Source organism: Rothia uropygialis (genome assembly GCF_004137765.1).
Classification (GTDB): domain Bacteria; phylum Actinomycetota; class Actinomycetes; order Actinomycetales; family Micrococcaceae; genus Rothia.
In genome coordinates, this window is sequence record NZ_NOIS01000002.1 from 151,345 (window position 1) to 175,475 (window position 24,131).

Annotated in this window: 19 protein-coding genes; 14 read left to right on the forward strand and 5 right to left on the reverse strand. The window is 59.7% G+C overall.

Features of this window, described 5'->3' with window-relative positions; all coding sequences use genetic code 11:
* Positions 1-13 precede the first annotated feature (13 nt).
* Complete coding sequence (locus EWV35_RS04325; RefSeq protein ID WP_129659512.1) at positions 14-1,468, reverse strand: SulP family inorganic anion transporter; 1,455 nt, start codon at positions 1,466-1,468, stop codon at positions 14-16.
* Positions 1,469-1,637: 169 nt separating this feature from the next.
* On the opposite strand from EWV35_RS04325, the gene EWV35_RS04330 reads away from it, so the two are divergent.
* Positions 1,638-2,330: a lipoyl protein ligase domain-containing protein gene (locus EWV35_RS04330; RefSeq protein ID WP_129658513.1), complete on the forward strand. Its 693-nt coding sequence runs from the start codon at positions 1,638-1,640 to the stop codon at positions 2,328-2,330.
* Entirely contained in the window at positions 2,312-3,082 is a 771-nt protein-coding gene (locus EWV35_RS04335) for an SOS response-associated peptidase (RefSeq protein WP_129658515.1), read from the forward strand. The genes EWV35_RS04330 and EWV35_RS04335 overlap by 19 nt, the downstream gene beginning before the upstream one ends.
* A gap of 24 nt (positions 3,083-3,106) precedes the next feature.
* Here EWV35_RS04335 and EWV35_RS04340 read toward each other — a convergent pair whose 3' ends face one another.
* From EWV35_RS04340 to EWV35_RS04350, 3 genes are all read right to left on the reverse strand, one after another.
* Entirely contained in the window at positions 3,107-3,616 is a 510-nt protein-coding gene (locus EWV35_RS04340; RefSeq protein ID WP_129658517.1) for a GNAT family N-acetyltransferase, read from the reverse strand.
* A gap of 145 nt (positions 3,617-3,761) precedes the next feature.
* A complete protein-coding gene (locus EWV35_RS04345) occupies positions 3,762-5,192 on the reverse strand; it encodes an alpha/beta fold hydrolase (protein ID WP_129658520.1) in 1,431 nt (476 codons plus the stop codon).
* Between the two features lie 23 nt (positions 5,193-5,215).
* A complete protein-coding gene (locus EWV35_RS04350) occupies positions 5,216-7,825 on the reverse strand; it encodes a DEAD/DEAH box helicase (protein ID WP_129658522.1) in 2,610 nt (869 codons plus the stop codon).
* A gap of 127 nt (positions 7,826-7,952) precedes the next feature.
* On the opposite strand from EWV35_RS04350, the gene EWV35_RS04355 reads away from it, so the two are divergent.
* A complete protein-coding gene (locus EWV35_RS04355) occupies positions 7,953-9,653 on the forward strand; it encodes a formate--tetrahydrofolate ligase (RefSeq protein WP_129658524.1) in 1,701 nt (566 codons plus the stop codon).
* A gap of 86 nt (positions 9,654-9,739) precedes the next feature.
* Here EWV35_RS04355 and EWV35_RS04360 read toward each other — a convergent pair whose 3' ends face one another.
* Positions 9,740-10,408: an MBL fold metallo-hydrolase gene (locus tag EWV35_RS04360; protein WP_129658526.1), complete on the reverse strand. Its 669-nt coding sequence runs from the start codon at positions 10,406-10,408 to the stop codon at positions 9,740-9,742.
* Positions 10,409-10,585: 177 nt separating this feature from the next.
* Between EWV35_RS04360 and uvrA the strand changes: the two genes are divergently transcribed.
* The 11 genes from uvrA to secG all read left to right on the forward strand — a co-directional run bounded on the left by uvrA (position 10,586) and on the right by secG (position 24,113).
* The gene (gene uvrA / locus EWV35_RS04365; protein ID WP_129658528.1) at positions 10,586-13,474 is read left to right on the forward strand and encodes an excinuclease ABC subunit UvrA; all 2,889 of its coding nucleotides are present in this window, start codon (positions 10,586-10,588) and stop codon (positions 13,472-13,474) included.
* Positions 13,471-14,208, forward strand: a complete 738-nt coding sequence (locus EWV35_RS04370) for an HAD hydrolase-like protein (RefSeq protein WP_129658530.1) — start codon at positions 13,471-13,473, stop codon at positions 14,206-14,208. The genes uvrA and EWV35_RS04370 overlap by 4 nt, the downstream gene beginning before the upstream one ends.
* Positions 14,209-14,346: 138 nt before the next feature.
* Positions 14,347-14,994 (forward strand): lysophospholipid acyltransferase family protein, encoded by a 648-nt coding sequence (locus EWV35_RS04375; RefSeq protein ID WP_129659515.1) that lies wholly within the window; start codon positions 14,347-14,349, stop codon positions 14,992-14,994.
* Between the two features lie 27 nt (positions 14,995-15,021).
* The gene (gene uvrC, locus EWV35_RS04380) at positions 15,022-17,004 is read left to right on the forward strand and encodes an excinuclease ABC subunit UvrC (protein ID WP_129658532.1); all 1,983 of its coding nucleotides are present in this window, start codon (positions 15,022-15,024) and stop codon (positions 17,002-17,004) included.
* Between the two features lie 91 nt (positions 17,005-17,095).
* Positions 17,096-18,013, forward strand: coding sequence for an RNase adapter RapZ (rapZ, locus tag EWV35_RS04385; protein ID WP_394342432.1), 918 nt, complete (start codon positions 17,096-17,098; stop codon positions 18,011-18,013).
* A 9-nt stretch (positions 18,014-18,022) separates the two neighbouring features.
* Positions 18,023-19,048 carry a gluconeogenesis factor YvcK family protein gene (locus EWV35_RS04390; protein WP_129658534.1) on the forward strand — a complete coding sequence of 342 codons (1,026 nt, stop codon included), beginning with the start codon at positions 18,023-18,025 and terminating at the stop codon, positions 19,046-19,048.
* A gap of 74 nt (positions 19,049-19,122) precedes the next feature.
* Complete coding sequence (whiA, locus tag EWV35_RS04395) at positions 19,123-20,097, forward strand: DNA-binding protein WhiA (protein ID WP_129658536.1); 975 nt, start codon at positions 19,123-19,125, stop codon at positions 20,095-20,097.
* Between the two features lie 369 nt (positions 20,098-20,466).
* The gene (gene gap / locus EWV35_RS04400; RefSeq protein ID WP_129658538.1) at positions 20,467-21,471 is read left to right on the forward strand and encodes a type I glyceraldehyde-3-phosphate dehydrogenase; all 1,005 of its coding nucleotides are present in this window, start codon (positions 20,467-20,469) and stop codon (positions 21,469-21,471) included.
* Between the two features lie 49 nt (positions 21,472-21,520).
* A complete protein-coding gene (locus EWV35_RS04405) occupies positions 21,521-22,744 on the forward strand; it encodes a phosphoglycerate kinase (protein ID WP_129658540.1) in 1,224 nt (407 codons plus the stop codon).
* Positions 22,745-22,874: 130 nt separating this feature from the next.
* Positions 22,875-23,690, forward strand: coding sequence for a triose-phosphate isomerase (gene tpiA / locus EWV35_RS04410; protein ID WP_129658542.1), 816 nt, complete (start codon positions 22,875-22,877; stop codon positions 23,688-23,690).
* Between the two features lie 174 nt (positions 23,691-23,864).
* A complete protein-coding gene (secG, locus tag EWV35_RS04415) occupies positions 23,865-24,113 on the forward strand; it encodes a preprotein translocase subunit SecG (RefSeq protein ID WP_129359693.1) in 249 nt (82 codons plus the stop codon).
* Positions 24,114-24,131: the final 18 nt, after the last annotated feature.

The following is a 24,131-nucleotide window of genomic DNA, read 5'->3' on the forward strand; positions in this document are numbered from 1 at the left end:
GCCGCAACCACGGTCAGAGATTGCCGCTCAGCCGTCCATGTAGGTGCGCGGACGTGGGGTCCAGGCCAACCACCTGGACCTCATGCCCGTCTCTTTCGTAGCGGTGGGTTATCGAATCGACCGCGGCCACCGTGGAAGCATCCCATATCTGGGCGTCACCGAAGTCCAGGACGATCTCCTGCGGATCGTCCGCATATCGGAACGAGTAGTAGAGATCGTTCGATGACGCGAAGAACAGCGTCCCGTGGATCGTGTACCTCACACTCACGGGTCTTCCCTCAGCGTTGGACATGAGCGTCCGATCCACGTTCACAACGTGCGCGACTCGTCGAGCAAAAGCGATCATTGCGGCGATGACGCCCACACCGACGCCGAGAGCCAAATTGTTGGTCAGTACCGTCACCAGGACCGTGAGGATCATGATCAGGGTTTCCGCGAGGGGCATTCGTTTGAGCAAACGCGGGCTGATCGAATGCCAATCGAAGGTCGTGAAAGCAACGTAGATCATCACGGCAACGAGCGCGGCCATCGGAATGATCGCCAGAACCCCATGGAGGCTCAGGATCAGAACAAGCACGGACAACGCTGCGACAGTGGAGGAGAGCCGTGTACGCGCGCCCGCTTTCACGTTGATCATGGTCTGGCCGATCATCGCGCACCCGGCCGAGCATCCGAACATCCCTGAGATCACGTTCGCGACACCGAGGGCCCACGACTCTCGCGTCTTGTACGAATGCGTATCCGTCAGATCGTCGACGAGCTTAGCCGTCAACAATGATTCGATCAGGCCGACGACCGCCATGGCGAAGGCCACGGGGGCCACTGTGGTGAACGTATCGACGGTCCAGGAGACGTCGGGCAAGCCAAGGGTAGGCAATGCATCGGGGAGGGCCCCTTTCTGCCCGACGGTCGGGACGCCGCCTCCCGCAAGGAGAGCGGCCCCCGTGACCGCCACGATGGCAACCAGTGGAGCAGGCACCACGGTGGTCAACCGGGGGAGGACGAAGACGATCAGGAGTCCCAGAGCCACAAGAGGAAACACGAGCCAAGGGACCCCCATCAGCTCGGGCAACTGTGAGCTGAAGATGAGGATAGCCAGGGCATTGACGAACCCCTTCATCACGGACCGCGGGATGAAACGCATCAACTTGGCCGCGCCCAATGCGGCCAAGAGAATCTGGAAGACCCCCGACATGATGACAGCCGTCAGGTAGTACTGGAGGCCGTGGCTCATGATGAGCGGGGCAGCGACCAGGGCCACCGAGCCCGCAGCCGCCGACACCATAGCCGGGCGGCCGCCCAACACTGAGGTCACGAGTGCGATGATCACGGCGCCGAAGAGTCCGGTGCGTGGATCCAAGCCGGTGACAATCGCGAATGCGGTCGCTTCCGGGATAAGCGCCAAGGAAGTGACGACGCCCGCGAGAACTTCGGTGATGCCGCGGCGCGGGCTGCGCAGCGCGGACATCACGGTGACGCGATGTGAAGGGGGTGCGGACGAAGATGCCACGAGGATACGCTCCTGACCTGGAGATATAGCAGAACCAAGAGTATCGGACCCATCCCGATTCCCGGCAACGAAGACGTCATCGGAAAACGGTAACCTCGTAGAGTCGGATTCCAGAGCGGAGCAGAACATGCTGTTTGAACGTCACCTCGATTCCGTCGTCGAGGACTACGAGTCAACTTTGAGCCGATTGCGTCGGATTGCTGCGGGGCAGGAAGAATCTCTCCTCCGGATCTCGCGACCGAACCGCGTCGTTGGTTTCGGCCGACGGGACGAACTCAATCCCGGCTTCGATGAGGCACTGTCCGCCTGCGAAAAACATGGTTTCACCCCATGGGTACGGAAGGTTGGGGGACGTGCCGCGGCATACCACGAGGATTGCATGATCGTGGACCACCTCGCTCATGACGCCGATGCGACGAGCGGGAACAAGAGGCGGTACCGGGACTTTGGCGGCCTCTACGTGCGCGCTCTCGAAGGCCTCGGGGTGAGAGCCGGAATCGGTGAGCTGACGGGCGAGTATTGCGCGGGGGAATTTAGCGTTCACGGGGTCCTCGCGAGCGGAGAGCGAGTCAAATTGATTGGCACCGCGCAACGGGTAGTCGCCGGCGGGTGGTGGTTCTCGGCGGGAATCGTCATCAGGCGACCGGAACCATTGCGCTCGGTCCTCGACGAGGTATATCAAGCCCTCGGAATCCCCATGGATCCGCAAACGGTCGGAGCCCTGTCGATGACCGTGCCCGAAGTTCAGTGGGATGATGTCGAAGATGCGGTGTTTGACGAGTACGAGGAGTGGAATAGGCGATGTGCGGACGATACGTGATTGCGAGAGCCGTAGGCGACCTGCTGGGCGGCGTGGAACTGACCGAAGCCGTGGGAAACTACAACGTGGCACCGACGCAGACCGTGCCGATACTGGTCGATCACCAGGACCAGGGGTCTTGGACCCGTGAACTCCATTCGGCTCGTTGGGGTCTCCTGCCGCGGTGGGCCAAGGACGAGTCTTTCTCGTCGCGAGCATTCAACGCCCGTTCGGAGACCGTGGTCGAAAAACCGACTTTCCGCCACGCCGTCAAGGCTCAACGATGCGCTGTCCCCGCCAACGGGTACTACGAATGGGCCAAAACACATGTTGATGATGGCTCGTCCAAAGGCAAGACGACCAAAACGCCGTACTTTGTCCACCCGGAGAACCCGAAGGACAGCATCTACTTCGCCGGACTCTACGAGTGGTGGAAGATCCCGTCGGGGGAGAACGAGGGGCAATGGCTTCTCTCGACCACCATTCTCACCACCTCCTCGCCTGATGACGCCCAGATCCGGGACAACCAAACGTTGGCTGAACTGAGCCGTCTTCACGACCGTCTCCCCATACCCTTGCGATACACGGGGGAGGAGGACGAATTGACGACCTGGTTGCGTGGTGTCCACGCTCCCCAGGAGGCAGTGGCGCGGCTCCGGGACAATGCCTACGACGTCGCGGCGGAGTGGGTGCTGACCGAAGTCGGCCGGGAGGTGGGCTCGGTTGCGAACAACGGGCCGGAACTGACAGAGCCGGTTTCCCGACTGATCTAGTCCGGCCCGTCGGCTCACACGATGCTAGAGCTCGGAGTCATCCTCCGGGACCCACCGCTTGAAGTCCAGCGTGAGGTACAGGGCCAGAGCGGCAGAATTGTCTTCCGCAATGCGCAGTGCAACTTCTTCGTGTCCTTGACGATAGAGTTCATCGATTGCGATGCGCAGCAGCTGTTCCGCAAACCCTTCGCGCCGGCGCGAGGCGGCCGTGAACAATTCGAACACGTACGGGGCATTCGGGACGTCGTTGCCGACCCGGGAATCCAGTACCAGGGCAGCGGCCACGAGTCGGCCCGAGTCGTCGACGACCACCGGTGAAGCGGATTCGATGAGGTTGCCGTATTCCCCGGCGAAAACCTTATGGATGATTTCCAGGGCCTCGGCTTGGCTGCCGATGACGTCCTGGTCGTCGTACGAGGTGAAAAAGAGCTTGGCGAGGCCGTCCGAGTCCTCGGCCGTGACCGGTCGCGTCGTGACCTTCAGGGGGCGGGTGTTGGCCCACGTTTTTCCGATAAGTGTGATCGTGCCGCTCACGATAACCTCCCGAGTCTTTCCGTCCGGTCACGCCGTGTGACCGTGGGTCGTGTCAGTTACTAGCCTAGCTGTCAGATTGCATTTACGGGATGACTCCAAGAAATACGAGCCGACAAATCGTGTGGTGACGTCCTGTTGAGAACTCTCAGACGGTCTTGCGATCGGTGAATGGAACAGGGCTTTCTTCGAGCGCACCCTCCTCCACGAGAATGCGGCCCAAATTGGCCAAAACCTCTTCCGTATTGTGCCCGAGCGCATCGTGGTGCATTGAATTCGATGTCCACGTGCGCAGATTCGCAACGCTCGACGCCGTTTCCATCGCATGGTCGAAGTCCACATAGACGTCGTGCCGGTAGGCGCTGGCGGCTACCGGCACGGTATTGCGAGCGAACTGGTCCATGTCGTACAGGTTTCCCCAATCACTCTTGCGGGCCAACAACTCTGCCGCTTCACTCACGGGCGAAAGGGCAGGATCTTCGACGAAGTACCAGGGATGAATCATCTCTCCTGTGAAGAGCAGCGGATCGGCTTCTTCGGAATAATCCGGGCGGGAGGAGCGGACCCGGTCCGCCGACCAGTCGCTGGACACCCCTGGCCCGTCACAATATATTGCTTCATGCATGAGTGCATACAACGGCTGGCCCGCAAAGGACACGGCGTTTCCGACGTCGGTCAAGAATCTCTCCGAGAGTCGTTCCGGTCCTTCTGAGAAGGCCGACTCGAGAAGGTAATGCAAGCCGTGGACGCGCGAATTTCCACCGAGGTGATGACCGAGCATTTGAAACCGGTGAGCCGTGAGACGCTCACCGGAGGCCAACCGGACGTCGTGGGCCTCGAGGAAGGACGCGATCCTCACGCCGCGGGCCCGGTCCTCGGGGTACCACTCGTAGTATTGGGCATTCCGCTCTGCCACGCGGTCGAAAGTCGAGCGGTACGTCTCTGCGGGTGAACTGTTGATGGGTGCCAGTCCGGCGGTCATCCATGAATGAAGGAGCGAATTTGGCGCGTAGGACAAATACGTCAACGTGATGAATCCGCCGAAACTCTGTCCGAGGCTGGCCCACCGTTTTTCCGACTCATTCGCTGTCAAGGTCGCCCGCACGCATTCGGCGTCGGCCACGATCGAGTCCGCCCGGAAGTGCTCGAGGTAGGCGGCCTGTTTTTCGGGGGAGCCAAGACGAGCCAGGCCGCCCGCCGAGATCGGGGTGGAAAGACCCGTGCCGCGCTGGTCCAGGAGGACCACCCGATACGCCTTCGCCATGTGCCGGACCCAACCGGAGTCCGTCATGGGCCGCGGTGAGGCCATGCCGGGGCCGCCCTGGAGATAGACCAAATACGGGCGCGCCTCCGGCTCGCCAAAACTCTCGGCACCACGATGCGTCACGACGCGGGCGAAGAGATCGATCGACAGACCATCGAAGCCGTGATGATCCACGTCGCTGTACTCGGTCTCGTGCCCCCATGACCAAGCGTGCGTCAACGGGACGCAGAAGCGATGTTCGGTCAGCTCCAGATCACCAATGCGGTGGGTCGGGCCGGAGGAGTGAGGGACGGGGGAAGTTCCGGGATGAGACATGGCCCCATTCTAGATCCACGGATTCAGTCCCGAGGCGCATCCTTCAGAGCTCCCACGTGGTCAACGCGGATCACTGGTGCCCCGACGTCATCCGAGGACAAGAGGTCGACCTTCGCGGTGATACCGAAGTCGAAGTTGTCCTGGGGATCGGAAAAGACCTGCCGTACCGTCCAAACCTCTGGGTCGGACGTGTCCAGGGTCAGGTGGCGTGGCGAACGGGCTTCGGCGTCGGTGAAGATGTCGTCGTACTCGTCGAAGTACTCATCCATCGCATCCGCCCAGCGGTTCGCATCCCAACCATGGTCGGCATCCAGTTCTCCGAGGAGCTTTTCCTTTTCCTCAGCGAACAGTTCGACCCGCCGGAACATCGCGTTGCGGATCATGATCGTGAAAGCCCGCTTGTTGTCGGTCAGCTTGGGCGCGGACTCGGCTACCAAATCTTCGAGGGAATCCTGCGTGGGTTCGACGTCCTCGCCCGAGGTCATCTTCTCCCACTCGTCGATCAGGGAATTGTCGGTCTGTCGGATCAATTCGCCGAGCCACGAGACGAGGTCCTCGAGCTCTTCGGTAAGAGCCGAGACCGGAACCGTCTGGCGCAGAGCACGGTAGGCATCGGAGAGATATCTGAGGAGGATACCTTCGGACCGTGACAGCTGGTAATACTGCACGTAATCGCCGAAACCCATCGCCCGTTCGTACATGTCCCTAACGATCGACTTGGGTGCCAACTCGAATTCGGCAATCCACGGTGCACCGGAACGATACGTTTCGAAGGCTTCCTCCAACATTTCGGCGAGCGGCTGCGGATATGTGATGTTGTCCACCGCGTTCATCCGCTCGGTGTAGTCCAGACCCTCGGCCTTCATCGCGGCTATAGCTTCCCCACGGGTCTTCTTCTCTTGGGCGTTGAGCACCTGGCGGGGTTTCTCGAGGGTCGCTTCGATCACGGATACCGCGTCAAGGGCGTAATTGGGGTCTTCCTTGTCGAGAAGCGAGAGAGCTGCGAGAGCGAAGGGGGACAGCGGCTGGTTCAGTGCGAAGTTCTCTTGGAGCTGGACCGTCAACCGGACGGTTCGGCCGTCTTGATCGGGTTGATCCAGCCGTTCGACGACTCCCGCAGCCAAGAGCTCGCGATAGATCCCCAGTGCCTTCCGGATCAATTGAAGCTGGCGGGGTCTGGGCTCATGGTTCTCGGTCAACAGTTTCCTGGCCGCAGCGAACGGGTCACCAGGACGCTCGAGAAGATTCAGAAGCATCGAGTGAGTCACGGTAAAGGTCGAGGTCAACGGCTCGGGAACAGCTTGCACGAGCTGATCGAAGGTCTTCCGGGACCAGGCCACAAAACCCTGGGGTGCCTTTTTCTTCTTCCCTCGAGTCGATTGCGCGATCTTCTTTTCATCACCGTCGAATTTCTGCCTGGCCTTTTCCGTGATCTTGGCGTTTTCGATGTCGTGCTCGGGCGCCTGTACGACCACGGTGCCGGCCGTGTCATATCCGGCGCGACCCGCGCGACCGGCGATCTGATGGAATTCACGAGCCTTGAGGCGGCGTGTTCGTTCTCCGTCGAACTTCGATAGGGCCGTGATCAACACGGTGCGGATCGGAACGTTGATGCCGACGCCCAGTGTATCGGTGCCGCAGATGACCTTGAGGAGACCGGTCTGGGCGAGCTGTTCGACGAGTCTGCGATATTTGGGCAGCATGCCCGCATGGTGCACGCCGACGCCGTGGCGGACCATTTTGTTGAGGACCTTGCCGAACCCGGAGGAGAACCGGAAACCTGCAATCGACTCGGAGATCCGCTCTTTCTCGTCTTTGCTGAGAATATTGAGGCTCATGAGCGCCTGGGCTTGGTCCATTGCCTGCAGCTGGGAGAAGTGAACCACGTAGACGGGCGCCTGCCCCGTGGCGACCAATTCCTCGATCGCCTCATGGACCGGTTCTTCGGAATAGTAATAATGAAGAGGAATCGGCCTCTCCGAGCTGGTGACATAAGCGGTTTCGCGGCCCGTCAGGTCCGAGAGCTCGCGCTCGAATCGGGAGACGTCCCCGAGGGTAGCGCTCATCAGGAGGAACTGGGCCTGAGGAAGTTCAAGGAGAGGGACTTGCCAAGCCCACCCGCGTTGTGGATCGGAATAGAAGTGGAACTCGTCCATGATCACCTGTGTCACGTCGGCTCCGTCGCCTTCGCGCAGCACAACATTGGCCAGTATCTCTGCTGTGCAGCACACGATCGGGGCCTGCGCATTGACGGAAGAGTCGCCGGTGATCATGCCGACGTTTTCCGCGCCGAAGATCGCGCACAGGTCAAAGAACTTCTCAGAAACCAGCGCCTTGATCGGAGCGGTGTAGTAAGAACGCTGACCCTGCGCCAGACCGGCAAAGTGGGCAGCAACCGCGACCGTCGATTTGCCGGATCCCGTCGGAGTCGCGAGGATGACATTCGCTCCTCCGGCAATCTCAAGAACTGCTTCCTCCTGCGCCGGGTAAAGCTCCATGTCCCGCGACGCAATCCACTCGGAGAAGCCTTCGTAGATCTCTTCGTGGCTCAGAGGGTTCGAGGCGTAGTCCCCGCGGAAATAGTGGTGGTCCGGTTCGGCGAATCGAGGGTCCAGGGCTTCGAGAAGTTTCATTGCTCGCCATGATACCGGGCCCTAAGGAGGTCTAAGGCCGCCAGGACATGCGGTGTGGAAAACTTCGTCAGTTCCGGTTCTGCCGCGGGATAATGAATGCCGTCATCCACGAAACCAGGAGTCACGCATGAGCGAAGCCTTTCCCACCGACCTCGAGATCGCCCAGGCCGCTACACTTGAACCCATCGCGGACGTTGCCGCACGCGCGGGAATCCCAGAAGACCGACTCGAACCCTATGGCAAGCACGTTGCCAAAATCGAGCTCGATTCGACGCCGGACGCAAGTCGGCGGCGGGGGAAATACGTGGTCGTGACGGCGGTTACCCCCACGCCGCTCGGTGAGGGGAAAACCGCCACCAGCGTTTCGCTGGCTCAGGGGATGTCCGCCACCGGACGAAACGCGATGCTTGCCCTCCGTCAGCCATCGATGGGCCCGACCTTCGGAATCAAAGGCGGTGCTGCCGGCGGCGGATATTCCCAAATCGTTCCGATGGAGAAACTCAACCTCCACCTGACCGGGGATTTCCACGCGGTGACAGCGGCCCACAATATGCTTGCGGCCATCCTGGACAACCACTTGCACTTTGGCAACGACCTTCACATCGACGAGCGAACCATTACGTGGCGTCGGGTCCTCGACGTCAACGACCGGGCGCTGCGCAAGGTCGTCATCGGGCTCGGGGAACGGGCGGACGGAGTGACCCGGCAGACGGGCTTCGACATCACCTCGGCCAGCGAGGTCATGGTTATTCTGTCATTGGCCAAGGGAATCGACGACCTTCAAGACCGCTTGGCCCGAATCGTCGTCGGTTTCAATCACGATGGCGAGCCCGTTACTGCTCGAGACCTCAAAGCGGATGGTGCGATGGCTGTGATACTGGCCGATGCGATCAAACCGAACCTCATGCAGACACTGGAGCACAGTCCTGCCCTGATTCATGCGGGGCCGTTCGGGAACATCGCGACGGGGAACTCATCGATCCTGGCGGACTACGTGGGCCTGGAACATTCGGATTACGTTATTACCGAAGCCGGCTTTGGCGCTGACATGGGAGCGGAACGATTCTTCAACGTCAAGTGCCGCACCAGCGGCCTTCGGCCGGATGCGGCGGTGCTGGTGGTCACCGTGCGGTCGCTCAAGTCCCATTCCGGCCGTTACAACATCGTGCCTGGCCGACCGCTGCCGGCAGAGATGCTGGAGGAGAGCCCGGAGGACGTTCTTGCCGGAGCTCCGAATCTTCGCAAGCACCTGGATATTGTGCGGTCCTTCGGGGTCTCGCCCGTGGTGGCCATTAACGCTTTCCCCACGGATCACGATTCCGAACATCAGGTCATCCGCGATATAGCCCGGGAAGCCGGCGCGGAGGCCGCCATTCACCAGGGTGTTGCCTTGGGAGGAGCCGGGGCCACGGACCTTGCTGACTCGGTCGTCCGGGCCTGCGAGGAACCGGGAGAGCTGCAGTTCACCTACGACGTGAATGAACCCATCCTTGACAAGATCGAGAAAGTGGCCACAAATATCTATGGCGCCGACGGTGTAGACCTGAGTGCGGCCGCGGCAAAACAGCTCGGCCGATACGAAAAACTGGGTTTCGGCGATCTTCCCGTCGTCATCGCCAAGACGCACCTGTCGATTTCTTCCGATCCGGGGCTCAAAGGCGCCCCTAGCGGTTGGAGGCTTCCGGTGAGGGAAGTTCGCCTCGCCGCAGGTGCGGGTTATGTCTACGCCATCTGCGGAACCATGCGGACTATGCCGGGGCTTTCGAACCACCCCGCTGCGGAACGCATCGGATTCGACGACGCCGGGAACATGCAGGGGCTCTTCTGACCTGGCTCCTCCACATGTGACAGACCCCCGCGCCGGGAAGTCTACGCCTTGACCGGAACGGAGGTCTCACTCATGGATAGGTTGTACTACCAGCCGCGTTCGGCCCATTCCTCTAGGTGAGGCCGTTCGGCTCCCAGAGTGGTCGAATCGCCGTGGCCGGGCAGGATCACGGTCTCGTCATCGTAGACGTCGAAAATTTTGGTCGTCACGTCGTGGAGGAGCGATTCGAATGCTCCGGGGGAACCCGTCTTTCCGACGCCGCCGGGGAACAAGGAATCACCGGTGAAGATGTAGGTGGGACCTTCCTCCGGAGTGTAAGCCAATGCTATGGAGCCTGGTGTGTGCCCTGACAGTCCGATCACATCCAACGAGAACCCCTCCAGATCGGCGGTGTCACCGTCTTCGAACGTAATGTCCATCGGCACGTTGATGTCGGACTCGTCCTCGGCTCCACATGCGGTCAGTGCCTCGGACCGAGACTTGATCTCGGGCAGGGCCCGGACGTGGTCCCAGTGCGAGTGGGTGGTGACGATCAACTGCACGTTTCCGCAGCAGGCACACTCGGCGTCGACGTCGTGAGCGCCGGCGGCCACGAGCCGTGATATTGCGTCGGGGTCATCCGCCGCATCGATCAGGAGCTGAGTACCCGTTTGCTTGCAGGTCACCAGGTAGACCTTGTTGTCCATCTCGGAGACGCTGATATAACGGATGGTGACGTCACTCAGATCGATCTTTTCGGTAGCGATTGCCATCATGCTCTCGAGTGTAGGTCGTATCCGGCTCTCGCGCGCAACCCGCGCGAGGGTGACGTTCACCCTGGGCCGATTCCGCCCCCGAAAAGTCACAGGTTCGTTAGAATAAATCTTCGAATGGAAGGGCCCGCGTTCGGATGCGGACTCCCGATCGTTAGCAACCACGCAGACAGGCAGTTCATGACCACGCAGCACATTCAGGGACACGAACCCGGTACCCCACAAGACCTCACCCGTATCCTTGTGAAGGGCGCCCGGGAGAACAACCTCAAGAATGTGGATCTGGATATCCCGCGTAACGCAATGATCGTGTTCACCGGACTTTCGGGCTCGGGGAAATCGTCCCTGGCTTTCGACACCATTTTCGCCGAAGGGCAACGTCGATACGTGGAGTCCCTCTCAGCCTATGCGCGAATGTTTTTGGGACAGGTCGACAAGCCTGACGTGGACTTCATCGAAGGCCTGTCGCCGGCAGTGTCCATCGATCAGAAATCCACGTCCAAGAATCCGCGGTCCACGGTCGGAACGATCACCGAGATCTACGACTACATGCGCCTCTTGTGGGCTCGGATCGGTCATCCGCATTGCCCGATCTGCGGTGAGCCCATCGAGAAGCAGACCCCGCAGGCGATCGTCGACCAGTTGATGGCCTATCCCGAGCGGACTCGTGTGCAAGTTCTTGCACCGATGGTTCGCTCGCGCAAGGGCGAGTTCGCCGATCTCTTCACTTCCTTGACCCAACAGGGTTATTCGCGAGCCATCATCGACGGTGAGCAGGTTCAGCTCTCCGAAGCCCCCAAACTCAAGAAGCAGTACAAGCACACGATCTCTGTGGTGGTGGATCGCTTGGTCATCAAGGAATCAATCCACCAACGGCTGACGGATTCGATCGAGACCGCCCTCGGCCTCGCGGACGGGCGCGTGGTCGTGGACTTCGTCGACGACGAATCAGAGGACAGCCAAAGAACTTTCAGCGAGAATCTTGCCTGCCCCAACGAACATCCGATCGAGACCACGGAGATCGAGCCCAGGGCATTCTCATTCAACAGCCCATTCGGTGCGTGTTCTGAGTGCGACGGCATCGGGTCTCGCCTCGAAGTCGATGAGGGCCTGGTCATACCTGACCCAGAGAAGAGCCTGGGCGAGGGCGCCATCGCCGCTTGGTCCCAAGGCAAGTCCACCACGGAGTACTGGCTTCGGCTCCTTGCCGGTTTGGGCAAGGAAGTCGGTTTCGACCTCAACACGCCGTGGAAAGACCTCTCCAAGAAGGCGCGCAACGCCGTCTTGGACGGCAAGGACTTCAAGGTCGAGGTCTCCTACCGGAACAGGTTCGGTCGTGAACGCCGATATACCTCCGGATTTGAAGGCGTGTACGCCTACATCAAGCGCAAGCACGAAGAAACTGAGTCGGACTGGGCCAAGGACCGCTATGAGCAGTACATGCGGCAGGTCGCTTGCCCAGCCTGCAACGGGGCACGGCTCAACCCGACCATGCTGGCCGTCACGGTCGGTGGCGCCTCAATTTCCGAGGTCACGTCCATGTCCATGACCGACGCACAAAAGTTCATGCAGGGACTCGAGCTGACCGAACGAGAGACGAAAATCGCCGACCAGGTGCTCAAGGAGATACACGCGCGTCTTCAATTCCTCTTGGACGTGGGCCTCGACTACCTGAATCTGGAGCGTGCAGCGGCCACCCTTTCGGGCGGTGAAGCTCAGCGCATACGCCTGGCGACACAAATAGGTTCAGGACTGGTGGGTGTGCTGTACGTACTCGACGAACCGTCTATTGGCCTTCACCAGCGGGACAACCGGCGTCTGATCGAAACCCTGACCAAATTGAGAGACCTCGGCAACACCCTGATCGTCGTCGAACATGACGAGGACACGATCAAGGAATCCGACTGGGTCGTCGACGTCGGCCCCGGGGCCGGGGAGCACGGCGGGGAGATCGTCCACTCGGGCCCCTACGAGGAGTTGCTGTCGAATCAACGGTCATTGACGGGTGCATACCTCGACCGACGTCGTGAAATACTGCTGCCAACCAAGCGCAGGAAAATCGACAAGAAACGTATGATCAAGGTCGTCGGAGCCAAGGAGAACAACCTCCGGGGGATCGACGTCTCATTTCCGCTCGGGGTGTTCACAGCCATTACCGGCGTCTCCGGTTCGGGAAAATCGACCCTCGTCAACGACATTCTCTACACATCCCTGGCCAATCAGCTCAACGGAGCGAAGCAGGTTCCGGGCCGACACCAGCGTGTCGAGGGGTTGGAATACCTGGACAAGATCGTTCATGTGGACCAGAGCCCTATCGGCCGTATGCCGCGCTCCAACGCTGCAACGTACACCGGCGTGTTCGATCACATCCGAAAGCTGTTCGCCGAGACGAATGAAGCGAAAGTCAGGGGTTATCTTCCCGGGCGATTCTCGTTTAACGTCAAAGGCGGCCGTTGCGAGGCCTGTCACGGCGACGGGACACTGAAGATCGAGATGAACTTCCTGCCGGATGTTTTTGTGCCGTGCGAAGTCTGTCACGGAGCCCGCTACAACCGGGAAACCTTGGAGATCCGGTACAAGGGCAAGACCATCGCGGACGTCCTGGACATGCCCGTCGAAGAAGCCGCGGAATTCTTCTCGGCCTTCACTCCCATCGCCCGTCACTTGAATACTCTCGTCGACGTGGGGCTTGGGTACATTCGGCTCGGACAGCCTGCACCGACGCTCTCCGGTGGCGAGGCGCAGCGCGTCAAATTGGCCTCAGAACTTCAGAAGCGTTCGAACGGGCGCACGATCTACGTGCTCGACGAACCGACCACCGGCCTGCACTTCGAGGACATCAGCAAGCTACTTCATGTTCTCCAAGGGCTGGTCGAGAAGGGCAATACGGTTCTGACGATCGAACACAATTTGGATGTCATCAAGTCTGCAGATTGGATCGTGGACATGGGTCCGGAGGGTGGATCCGGTGGGGGACAGGTCGTTGCGGAAGGGACACCGGAGCAAGTGGCCGGTATCGAAAACAGCCATACAGGCTATTTCCTGGCCGAAATTCTGGGTGAGCGATGAGTACGCGTGCGACTGCCACAGTCCTCTTCGACTTGGACGGAACACTGCTCGATCCGGCGGGTGCGATCACGGAAGGTCTATCCGATGCGATCGCTGCTCACGGTTTCGAACGGCCTGCCCCGGAGATCCTCCGCAAATTCGTGGGGCCGTCGACTGAGCAGTCGTTGGGCAGGTACACGGACATTCCGGAAAAATATCACCGGGAAATCCTTGCGACCTACCGAGGAGGCTACTTGGAGCGAGCTCGGGTCTCTTCCAAACTGTATCCCGGAATGCTGGAGTTGCTTCAAGACCTGTCCCGGCTCCCTGCGGCGATCGGCGTTGCGACCCAAAAGCCCCTTCCTACTACCGAGAAGCTGTTGGACGACTTTGACATCGCTCGGTACTTCGACGTGGTCTCGGGAGCCCGCGACGAGCTCAAACCAGCCACGATGCATCTTCCTTCCGACAAGGCTGGGGTCATCGACCGGGCCTTTCTTCTACTCGACCAGCGTGTTGAGCAAAATCCCGAGTACGGCAAGACAGACCCGGAGCGAGCGGTCATGATCGGAGACCGTGAATACGACGTCGCGGGGGCAACGTCCCACGGGATTCCGTGCATCGGCGTTTCCTGGGGATTCGCATCCGACGATGAACTAGCCAGCGCGGGTGCCATCACTGTGGTGGACGACGCCGCGCAATTGCGGGCGGCCATTGCCCAAGAAACCGGCCTCGAAGCGCTGGTCCACGCATAGTGAACCAGCTCGCATCGGCACATCATTTCGACGACCGTGCATCGTCGTGGAAACGGGTACAGTAATCTCGACGATTCTTTGTGAGGGGAGCAATCCGTGAAGCTGTACCACTTGGCACAAACCACCGTCACCGGGTTAATGAAGATCGGGTTCAGGGCCCGAGTGACAGGGCTCGAGGATTTTCCGAAATCCGGTCCGGTGATTGTGGCCTCGAACCACAAAGCGTTTTTGGACAGCGTGATCATATCCGCATTGATGCCACGCAGAGTAGCCTTTCTGGCCAAGGCAGAATATGTCAATTCGCCGGGTATCAGGGGAAAAGCCATGAAGGCACTGTTCGAATTGATAGACATCATTCCAGTGAACCGATCGGATCAGACAGGGCGACTCAAAGCACTGGAAAAAGGTCTGGAGCGTCTGGACCAGGGACAGGTTTTCGGAATCTACCCCGAGGGAACACGCTCCAGGGACGGGTTTCTGTACCGCGGACGGATCGGGGTGGCTTGGCTCGCCCACAAAACCGGAGCGCCCGTGGTCCCGGTAGGGCTCATCGGCACGGACAAGCTGCAGCCCTCGGGATCTCGGATGATCCGTCCGGTCCGATTCACCGTTCGCGTGGGAAAGCCCTTGTACTTCGACAAGCTCGGAGATCAGCAGACGGGCAAGCAACGACGCGAAACAACGGACATCATCATGGACCATATCGCCCAGCTCTCCGGACAATCCCGCAAGAACGAGTACAACACATCGCCGTCGCTCGAGAAGGACGCGGGAACCACCGACTGAGTGGAGGAGAAGGAGGAAATAGAGTAGATGGCAAACCCGGCAAATTATAGGCCTGCCTCGGGCGAGATCCCGACCCAACCGGGTGTGTATCGCTTCCGGGACGAGTTCGGACGCGTGATTTACGTCGGAAAGGCCAAAAATTTACGGAACCGCCTGAACTCCTATTTCCAACGTCCCCAACAGCTCCCGCCCAAGACCTATGCCATGGTGCATACCGGGGAGAGTGTCGAGTGGACTGTTGTCGGTTCCGAAATGGAATCGCTCCAGCTGGAGTACACGTGGATCAAGCAGTACACGCCGCGATTCAACATCATGTACCGGGACGACAAATCCTATCCTTATCTCGCCGTCTCCATGGGGGACCGTTTTCCCCGTGCCCAAGTTATGCGCGGGTCCAAGAAAAAGGGCACGCGATACTTCGGCCCGTTTTCACAGGCCTGGGCAATCCGAGAGACCTTGGACTCATTGCTGAGGGTATTTCCCGTCCGAACCTGCACCCGAGCCGTTTTCAAACGAGCCGAGCTTGCGGACAGGCCCTGCTTGTTAGGTTACATCGATAAGTGTTCGGCCCCTTGCGTCGGTCGCATCAGCGAAGAAGACCACAAGGATTTGGCGGACCAGTTGTGCAAATTCATGGCGGGGGATTCCGAGAAATACATCAAGAAACTCGCCGCGGACATGCAGAAATCCGCGGAAAACATGGAGTTTGAGCACGCTGCGAAATTGCGGGACGACATCGAAGCGCTTCGCAAGGCCTTCGAACGAAACGCCGTCGTGCTGTCCGATTCCGTGGATGCTGACCTGTTTGCGTTCCACGAGGACGAGCTCGAAGCCGCAGCCCAGGTTTTCCACGTCCGCGGCGGCCGAATCCGGGGTCAGCGCGGGTGGATTGTGGAGAGAGTCGAAGACCTGTCAGCTCCCGAAATGGTTGAACAGCTGCTGCAACAGGTCTACGGCGAGTCGGCCGTGACCATGGCGAGTGCGCCGGACGACGCGGAGCTCAATCTCAACGAAATTCCCCGGAATGTCCTAGTCCCGGTCATGCCGGAAAACGCCGAGCAACTTCAGGAGTGGTTGTCCGGCCTCAGAGGAAGCAAAGTGACCATCTCGGTGCCCCAACGCGGAGAGCGTGTCCAGTTGATGGGGACCGTGGCGGACAACGCGAAGCAAGCACTGACCTTGCACAAGTCCCGGCGGGCCGGAGACCTCACCACACGCAGTGCGTCGTTGCAGGAGTTGCAGGAAGCACTCGACCTGCCCGATCCGCTCATGCGTATCGAGTGCTACGACATCTCGCACGTCCAGGGCACCAATGTCGTGGCTTCGATGGTGGTTTTCGAAGACGGCCTTCCTCGCAAATCGGATTACCGGAAATTCTCGATTCGCGGAGATGCCGCACGAGACGATACGGCCTCGATGTACGATGTCATATCGCGACGTTTCAAGCGGCACCTTGCGGATCAGGAAGCGCGTCGGCATTCGCCTCAGGCTTCGGGCGAGGTGGACATCTCGACCGAGAAAGAGCCGGCGAAGTTTGCGTACCCGCCCAATCTGGTGGTTGTCGACGGCGGACCGCCGCAGGTGGCCGCGGCCCAGCAGGCCCTCGATGATCTTGGGATCACCGATGTCTACGTCGTAGGGCTGGCCAAAAGACTCGAGGAGATTTGGGTTCCGGAGGACGAATTCCCGGTGATCTTGCCGAGGTCTTCTCACGGGTTGTTCTTGCTGCAAAGACTTCGCGACGAAGCCCACCGTTTTGCCATCACGTTCCACCGCACCAAACGCGGCAAGGCCATGCTTGTCTCTGCCTTGGACGGGGTCGAAGGCCTAGGCAAGTCAAAACGAGAAGCTCTGATTGCGGAATTCGGGTCGCTCAAAGCGATACGGGAAGCCACTGCCGAGGACCTGACGCGGGTCAAAGGGGTGGGCCCCAAGCTCGCCGAGAAAATAAGCGACCACTTGTCCACAGATTCCGGTGAATCCGGGGAAAATGGCGAGGCATCCGGGTAGTCTGGACTCGTACCTCGCTTCGCTTGGGGGCGTGTTCGAGCGCACCCACGAGCGGGCATTTTTGATTCGTCGCGACTCCGGGAGCTCTCCAGTGACCCAAGAGAATCCATCGTTCAATCCTGAGGACTTGACGCCTGAGAAGCCTGAGCAGACGGAAATGCTTGTCATTACCGGTATCTCTGGCGCTGGTCGTTCAACGGCGGCCCACACCCTCGAAGACGCGGGTTGGTACGTCGTGGACAATATTCCGCCGAACTTGCTGGGGCCACTCGTGGATCTCGTTGCTCGTGCTCCGCAGTCGATGCCCAAACTGGCCGTCATCATCGATATTCGCGGCAAGGCTCTCTTCGCGGATTTCAAAGAAGCTCTGGACGTGCTGCAAAATGCGCCGGTGGAATTCACCATGCTGTTCCTGGACGCTTCGGACGCGGCCATTATCGCCCGATACGAGGCACAACGCCGTCCGCACCCGCTGCAAGGAAATGGACGCATTCTGGACGGTATCCAGGCCGAACGTGACTTGCTCTCGGATCTGAAGAAGCGTGCGGACGTCGTGCTGGATACAACAGGCTACAACGTCCACGAGCTCTCCCACGTGATCTCACAGACGTATTCGATGGAAGGACCATCGGTCGTCAACATCACGGTCATGAGTTTCGGATTCAAATACGGTGTTCCCGCTGACGCGAATTTCGTTGCTGACGTCCGCTTCATCCCTAACCCCCATTGGATACCCGATTTGAGGCCGCACACCGGGCAAGACGAGCCCGTGCGCCAATTCGTCCTGGGCAACGACGGAGCGAAAAGATTCGTGGACTTGTACGTAGACTCTTTGACACCCGTGATCGACGGGTACCGCACCGAGAATAAGCATTATGCGACCATCGCAATCGGTTGCACGGGCGGCAAGCATCGTTCAGTGGCCGTCAGTGAAGAAATTGCCCGCCGACTCGGAGCACTGGACAACGTGACAGCCAACGTCCAACACCGCGATTTGGGTCGCGAATAGGAGCCCGCAATGACACGTTCTCGTCACCGTCCCGACCGGAGAATTCCAGGTTCTCGGCATTCACCCAAGGTAGTTGCCATGGGTGGTGGGCACGGTCTGTACGCCTCGTTGAGTGCTCTGCGCCTCGTCACTCCGCATATCACTGCCGTCGTGACGGTGGCCGACGATGGAGGCTCCTCGGGTCGGCTGAGGGAACAATTCAACGTTTTGCCACCGGGCGACCTGCGTATGGCGTTGTCTGCGCTCTGCGATGATTCGGAATGGGGTCATCTGTGGCGAGAAGCGATCCAGCATCGATTCTCGGCACTGCCCGACGCCCCACGAGAGATCGACGGGCACGCGATGGGCAACCTTCTGCTCGTCAGCCTGTGGCAACTGTTGGGGGACCCGGTAGCTGGTTTGGAGTGGGCCTCACGTCTTCTCGAAGCACGAGGGCGGGTATTGCCGATGGCATTGGATCCACTCGTGATCTCGGGGGACGCCATTACTGGCGACGGCCTCCGGGAGCGCCTGGTCGGGCAGGCCAAGCTAGCGAAGGCCGAACGCGTGGAGAATTTAAGCCTGGAACCTCTCGACGCACGAGTCTGCGAAGAATCGGTTAAAGCCATCATGGATGCCGACTGGGTGATTTTGGGGCCGGGATCCTGGTTTACTTCTGTGATTCCGCACCTGCTACTGCGCGAGAGTCGAAAAGCGCTGTGCGAGACTTCTGCGAAGGTCTGCGTATCCATGAATCTGGGCCTCGAAGAGAAGGAAACCGCGGGTCTGGGGGCTACCGGTCACCTCGAAGCTCTCGAAAGATACGCCCCCCAACTCAGTATCGACGCTGTCATCGCGGATCCCAGTTCTGTTCAAGAGAAACAACTGTTCGAGCAGGCCGTCTCCGAAAGAAATGCAAAACTGGTGTGGAACCGCCTGCGGACTCGGCGAAGGGAAAACCTGCACAACCCTCTGAGACTCGCGGCCGCCTACCAAGAGGCCATGCGGGTTCCGGACAACTCCTTTGGCGTGGAACCTGACGCGCCGAGCGTGTAATCTCGCGTAGTGACCCAAAGCCCCTGCGAGGGCGTGGTCAGCGCTCCAAAACATCCAGCCTGGAGGAATACTGAATGGCCCTGACGGCTCTCGTAAAAGACGAATTGGCGAAGCTCGAGGTCCCCAAGTCCTCGACCCGCCGGGCCGAGGTGGCGACCGTGTTGCGATTTGCAGGCGGACTGCACCTCGTTTCAGGCCAGATCGTCATCGAAGCCGAGTTGGATCACCGTGCAACCGCGCAGCGCATCCAGACCGCGATCGAGGAACTCTACGGACATCGCTGCGAATTGATGACGGTTTCGGGCGGGGCCTTGAAGCGGGGCGGGCATTACATGCTTCGCGTCCAGCGCGGAGGCGAGGCTCTCGCACGCCAGACAGGGTTGTTGGACACACGTGGCCGGCCTGTTCGCGGTCTGCCACCCACTGTCGTCAACGGTTCCTTGGCCGATTCAGAAGCCGTCATGCGTGGAGCATTCCTTGCCCATGGTTCCCTGACCGAGCCCGGACGATCCTCCGCGATGGAATTTACGTGTCCCGGTCCGGAGGCGGCCCTGGCTCTCGTCGGCTCGGCACGTCGCCTCGATATTTTCGCGAAGGCGAGGGAAGTCCGGGGCGCGGACCGCGTGGTGGTACGTGACGGTGAAACCATCGGGCAGCTACTGCGCCGCATGGGTGCCAGCGATGTTCTCTCGCAGTGGCAGGACCGGAGAACACACCGAGAAGTACGGGCCACGGCCAACCGATTGGCCAATTTTGACGATGCCAACCTTAGGCGTTCGGCCCAGGCAGCCGTCGCGGCGGGTGCCCGAGTCGAACGGGCATTGGAAATACTGGGTGATGACGTTCCGGAACATCTTCACTACGCCGGTCAGCTCAGGCTGGCGCACCGGCACGCGAGCCTCGACGAACTCGGTCGTCTCGCCGATCCGCCCCTGACCAAGGACGCAATTGCCGGCCGTATCCGCCGTCTCCTGGCCATGGCAGACAAACAAGCATCGGCCGAAGGAATTCCGGGTACAGATACTGCGCCCCAGGGGAGCTCTCGCTAATCCGTTCGGGTCAGCGATTCCGAAGAAACTCACATCCGAACTCACGGTCCGGTCAGCTGATAGCGCAAATTAGCCACACATTCCCACAAAAGAGCACGAAAAGGCCCGCGATGAAGCGTCATCTCGGGCCTTTTGCGTGTCCCGACGATTGATATTTGGTGCGAAGGCGTGGGTGCGTTTGGAAAATTTTCCGCAAAACACACCCAAACACACACAAAATCACGTAAACTAATAACAGAACCGAACGGAACGCGTAGACCAGTAGTTCCACGAGCCGTGGAAATTCGGTGGCGCGTCAGTTCGGCGGGATGGACTCCATACGGAGCCGCCCTCAACGATAAACACTCAAACTGAGGAGTTTGATCACAAGTGACTGTACGTATTGGTATCAATGGTTTTGGTCGTATCGGCCGCAACTTCTTCCGCGCCGTCCGTGAGCAGGGCGAGAACATCGAGATCGTCGCTGTCAACGACTTGACCAGCCCTGAGACCCTTGCTCACCTCCTCAAGTACGACTCCATCCTCGGACCGCTGAAGGCTGAGGTTGAGGTCAAGGACGGAAGCATCTTCGTCGACGGCAAGAAGCTCGAGGTCCTTTCCGAAAAGAACCCTGCCGACCTTCCGTGGAAGGATCTCGGTATCGACATCGTTCTGGAATCGACCGGTTTGTTCACCGATGGTGAGAAGGCCAAGGCTCACCTCGAAGCCGGCGCCAAGAAGGTCGTCATCTCCGCTCCCGGCACCAACCTGGACGGCACCTTCGTCATGGGTGTGAACGATGACACCTACGACAACGCCACCCAGCATGTTGTGTCGAATGCTTCCTGCACCACCAACTGCTTGGCTCCGCTGGCCAAGGTTCTGGATCAGAACTTCGGTATCAAGGCCGGACTCATGACCACTATCCACTCCTACACAGCTGACCAGCGTTTGCAGGACGCCCCGCACAAGGATCTGCGTCGTGCTCGCGCCGCGGCCGTCAACATGATCCCGACCTCGACTGGTGCCGCTCGCACCGTGGGCAAGGTCTACGAACCGGTTGCTGGAAAGCTGGACGGCATGGCCTTCCGCGTTCCTACCATCACTGGTTCGATTGTTGACCTTTCCCTGTCTCTCGAGAAGGACGTGACCGCGGAAGAAATCAACGCGGCTGTGAAGGAAGCAGCAGAAGGCGACTACAAGGGAATCATCAAGTACACCGAGGATCCCATCGTCTCCACGGACATCGTCGGCGAAGAAATCTCCACCGTGTTCGATGCCGAGCTCACCTCCGTTCTCAACGGTCAGGTCAAGGTCTTCGCCTGGTACGACAACGAGTGGGGTTTCACGTCCCGCACCGTGAAGTTCGTGAACAAGCTGGCTGCAGAGCTCTAAGATAGGGATTGGTTCACTTTCCCTACAACGAGGTTTGGAGAAAATCACCATGGCACATGCTCTCGATGAGCTGATTGCCGATGGTGTCGAGGGCAGGCACGTTCTGGTCCGTTCGGATCTGAACGTGCCCCTCGACGGCACCACGGTGACCGACGATGGTCGAATCAAAGCGTCATTGCCGGTTCTGAAGAAATTGTCCAAAGCGGGCGCTCGGGTGATCGTGATGGCTCACCTCGGCCGCCCCAAAGGCCAGGTTGACCCGCAGTACTCGCTCGCTCCTGCGGCCGCGAGGCTGGCGGAACTGGCGGACTTCCAAGTCACAACGGCACACGACGTTGTAGGCGACGATGCTCATGCCAAGGCCGAGGAACAGAAGAACGGTGACGTTCTGGTTCTCGAGAACGTGCGTTTCGATCCCCGCGAGACAAGCAAGGACGATGCAGAGCGGGCCGCATTTGCGGACGAGCTCGTTTCTCTTGCCGGGCAAAACGGCGCGTACGTTGACGACGCATTCGGTGCTGTTCACCGTAAGCACACGTCGGTCTATGATGTCGCCAAGAAACTTCCGGCCTATATGGGTGATTTGGTCAAGACGGAACTGAACGTTCTGTCGACATTGATCAAGAACCCGGCTCGGCCCTTCGTGGTAGTCATGGGAGGGTCGAAGGTTTCCGACAAACTTGCCGTTATCGACAACCTGATCGGAAAGGCCGACGCCTTGTTGATCGGCGGTGGCATGGGTTATACCTTCGCGGCTGCCCAAGGCTACAAGGTTGGCAAATCGCTCCTGGAAAAGGATCAGATCGAGAACGTCAAGAAGTACCTCGAACGCGGTTCGGCCGAAGGCACGGAGTTCGTCTTGGCCACTGACGTGGTGTGGGCTTCGGCCTTCGCCGCCGACGCACAGAACGAGATCCGTCCTATTGAATCTCTTGAAGAGGGCGAGATCGGTGCGGAGGGCTTGGGCCTGGACATCGGCCCGGAGACACAGAAAGTCTTCGCCGAATACATCAAGACGGCCAGAACCGTATTTTGGAACGGGCCGGTGGGGGTCTTCGAGATGGAAGCCTTCGCCGGCGGCACCACAACGGTCGCTCAAGCTCTCGCCGACTCGGACGCAATGAGCGTCATCGGCGGCGGGGACTCTGCTTCTGCTGTACGCAACCTCGGTTTCAAGGACGAGGACTTCGGGCATATTTCCACCGGCGGTGGCGCTTCCCTCGAGTTCATCGAGGGCAAAGAGCTGCCCGGACTCGAAGCTCTCGGAGCCTAACCGATCTTAGGCGGACCGGCCATGATGTGGTCGGTCCGCCTCTTTTCACTCCACGGGCTCTGCGACACCTCCACGGGGCTGAGCCCGTTTCCTGGCATCACGGACGATGCCCCACGGAAAGGACACGATCTTGACGACACAAACCAACGGTTCCTTCGACCGCACACCGCTGATCGCCGGAAACTGGAAAATGAATATGGACCACGCTGAGGGTGTTGCACTCGTGCAAAAACTTGCGTGGACTCTCGACGATGCCAACTTCGACTACGACCGGGTCGAAGTCGCGGTTTTCCCGCCGGCCACGGATCTCCGATCGGTGCAGTCGCTCGTCAACGGGGACAAGCTCAAGATTGGGTACGGTGCCCAGGATCTTTCGGACCAGGATTCCGGCGCCTACACCGGCGACATCTCCGGAGCGTTCCTCAAAAAGCTGGATTGCGAATACGTTCTGGTCGGCCACTCTGAACGACGGACAATTCACCACGAGGACGACGAGCTGTGCTCCAAAAAGGTCGAGGCCGCATACCGGCACGGTCTTACCCCCATTCTCTGCGTGGGCGAGGGTCTCGACGAGCGTCAGGCCGGTAACCACGTGAACTACACGCTGGAGCAGCTCCGGGGTTCCCTCAAGGGATTGTCAGCGGAGAACGCGAAGTCCGTAGTCGTAGCGTACGAACCGGTGTGGGCCATTGGCACCGGTGAGGTCGCTGGTCCGGAGGACGCCCAGGAGATGTCGGCAGCCATCCGCGCGGAGTTGGAAAAGCTGTACAATGCGGACACTGCTTCTGCGGTGCGGATCCTGTACGGAGGCTCTGTCAAGGCCGCCAATGCGGCGGCCACGCTGTCAGAAAAGGACGTCGACGGGGTACTGGTTGGTGGCGCTTCTTTGAAAGCTGAGGAATTCGCTAACATCGCGCGTTTTGAGAAGCACGTCGTCTCGGAATAGGACCGGGGACGTGACGCGGGCACTCGGGCGCGCACGACTCAGTCTAACTTGTCTCGCCCGTCCCGGACTCGGCGTGTCCTTGACGCATGGCGTATAGTCGGGTCGGAAAAAGAAATCGTTTGGCTCCTCAATCGGAGACACCAAGCGTCCTAACGTAGGCACCGAAAGGTCGAAGTGGATATTGTACGTTGGATCCTGCTTGGGATCATCGCGCTGACCAGCATCTTGACGGTCTTCTTTGTCTTGCTAAACAAAGGCAAGGGCGGCGGCCTCTCCGATATGTTCGGCGGAGGCATGACTAGCTCGTTGAATTCATCCGGGGTCGCTTCGAAGAACCTCGTCCGATTGACGGTCACCACGGCCATCATTTGGGTGCTTGCGATTATCGGATACGCTCTCTTCTTGCGCTTTACTGCCATCTAGGTCGGTTTGCCGCACGGC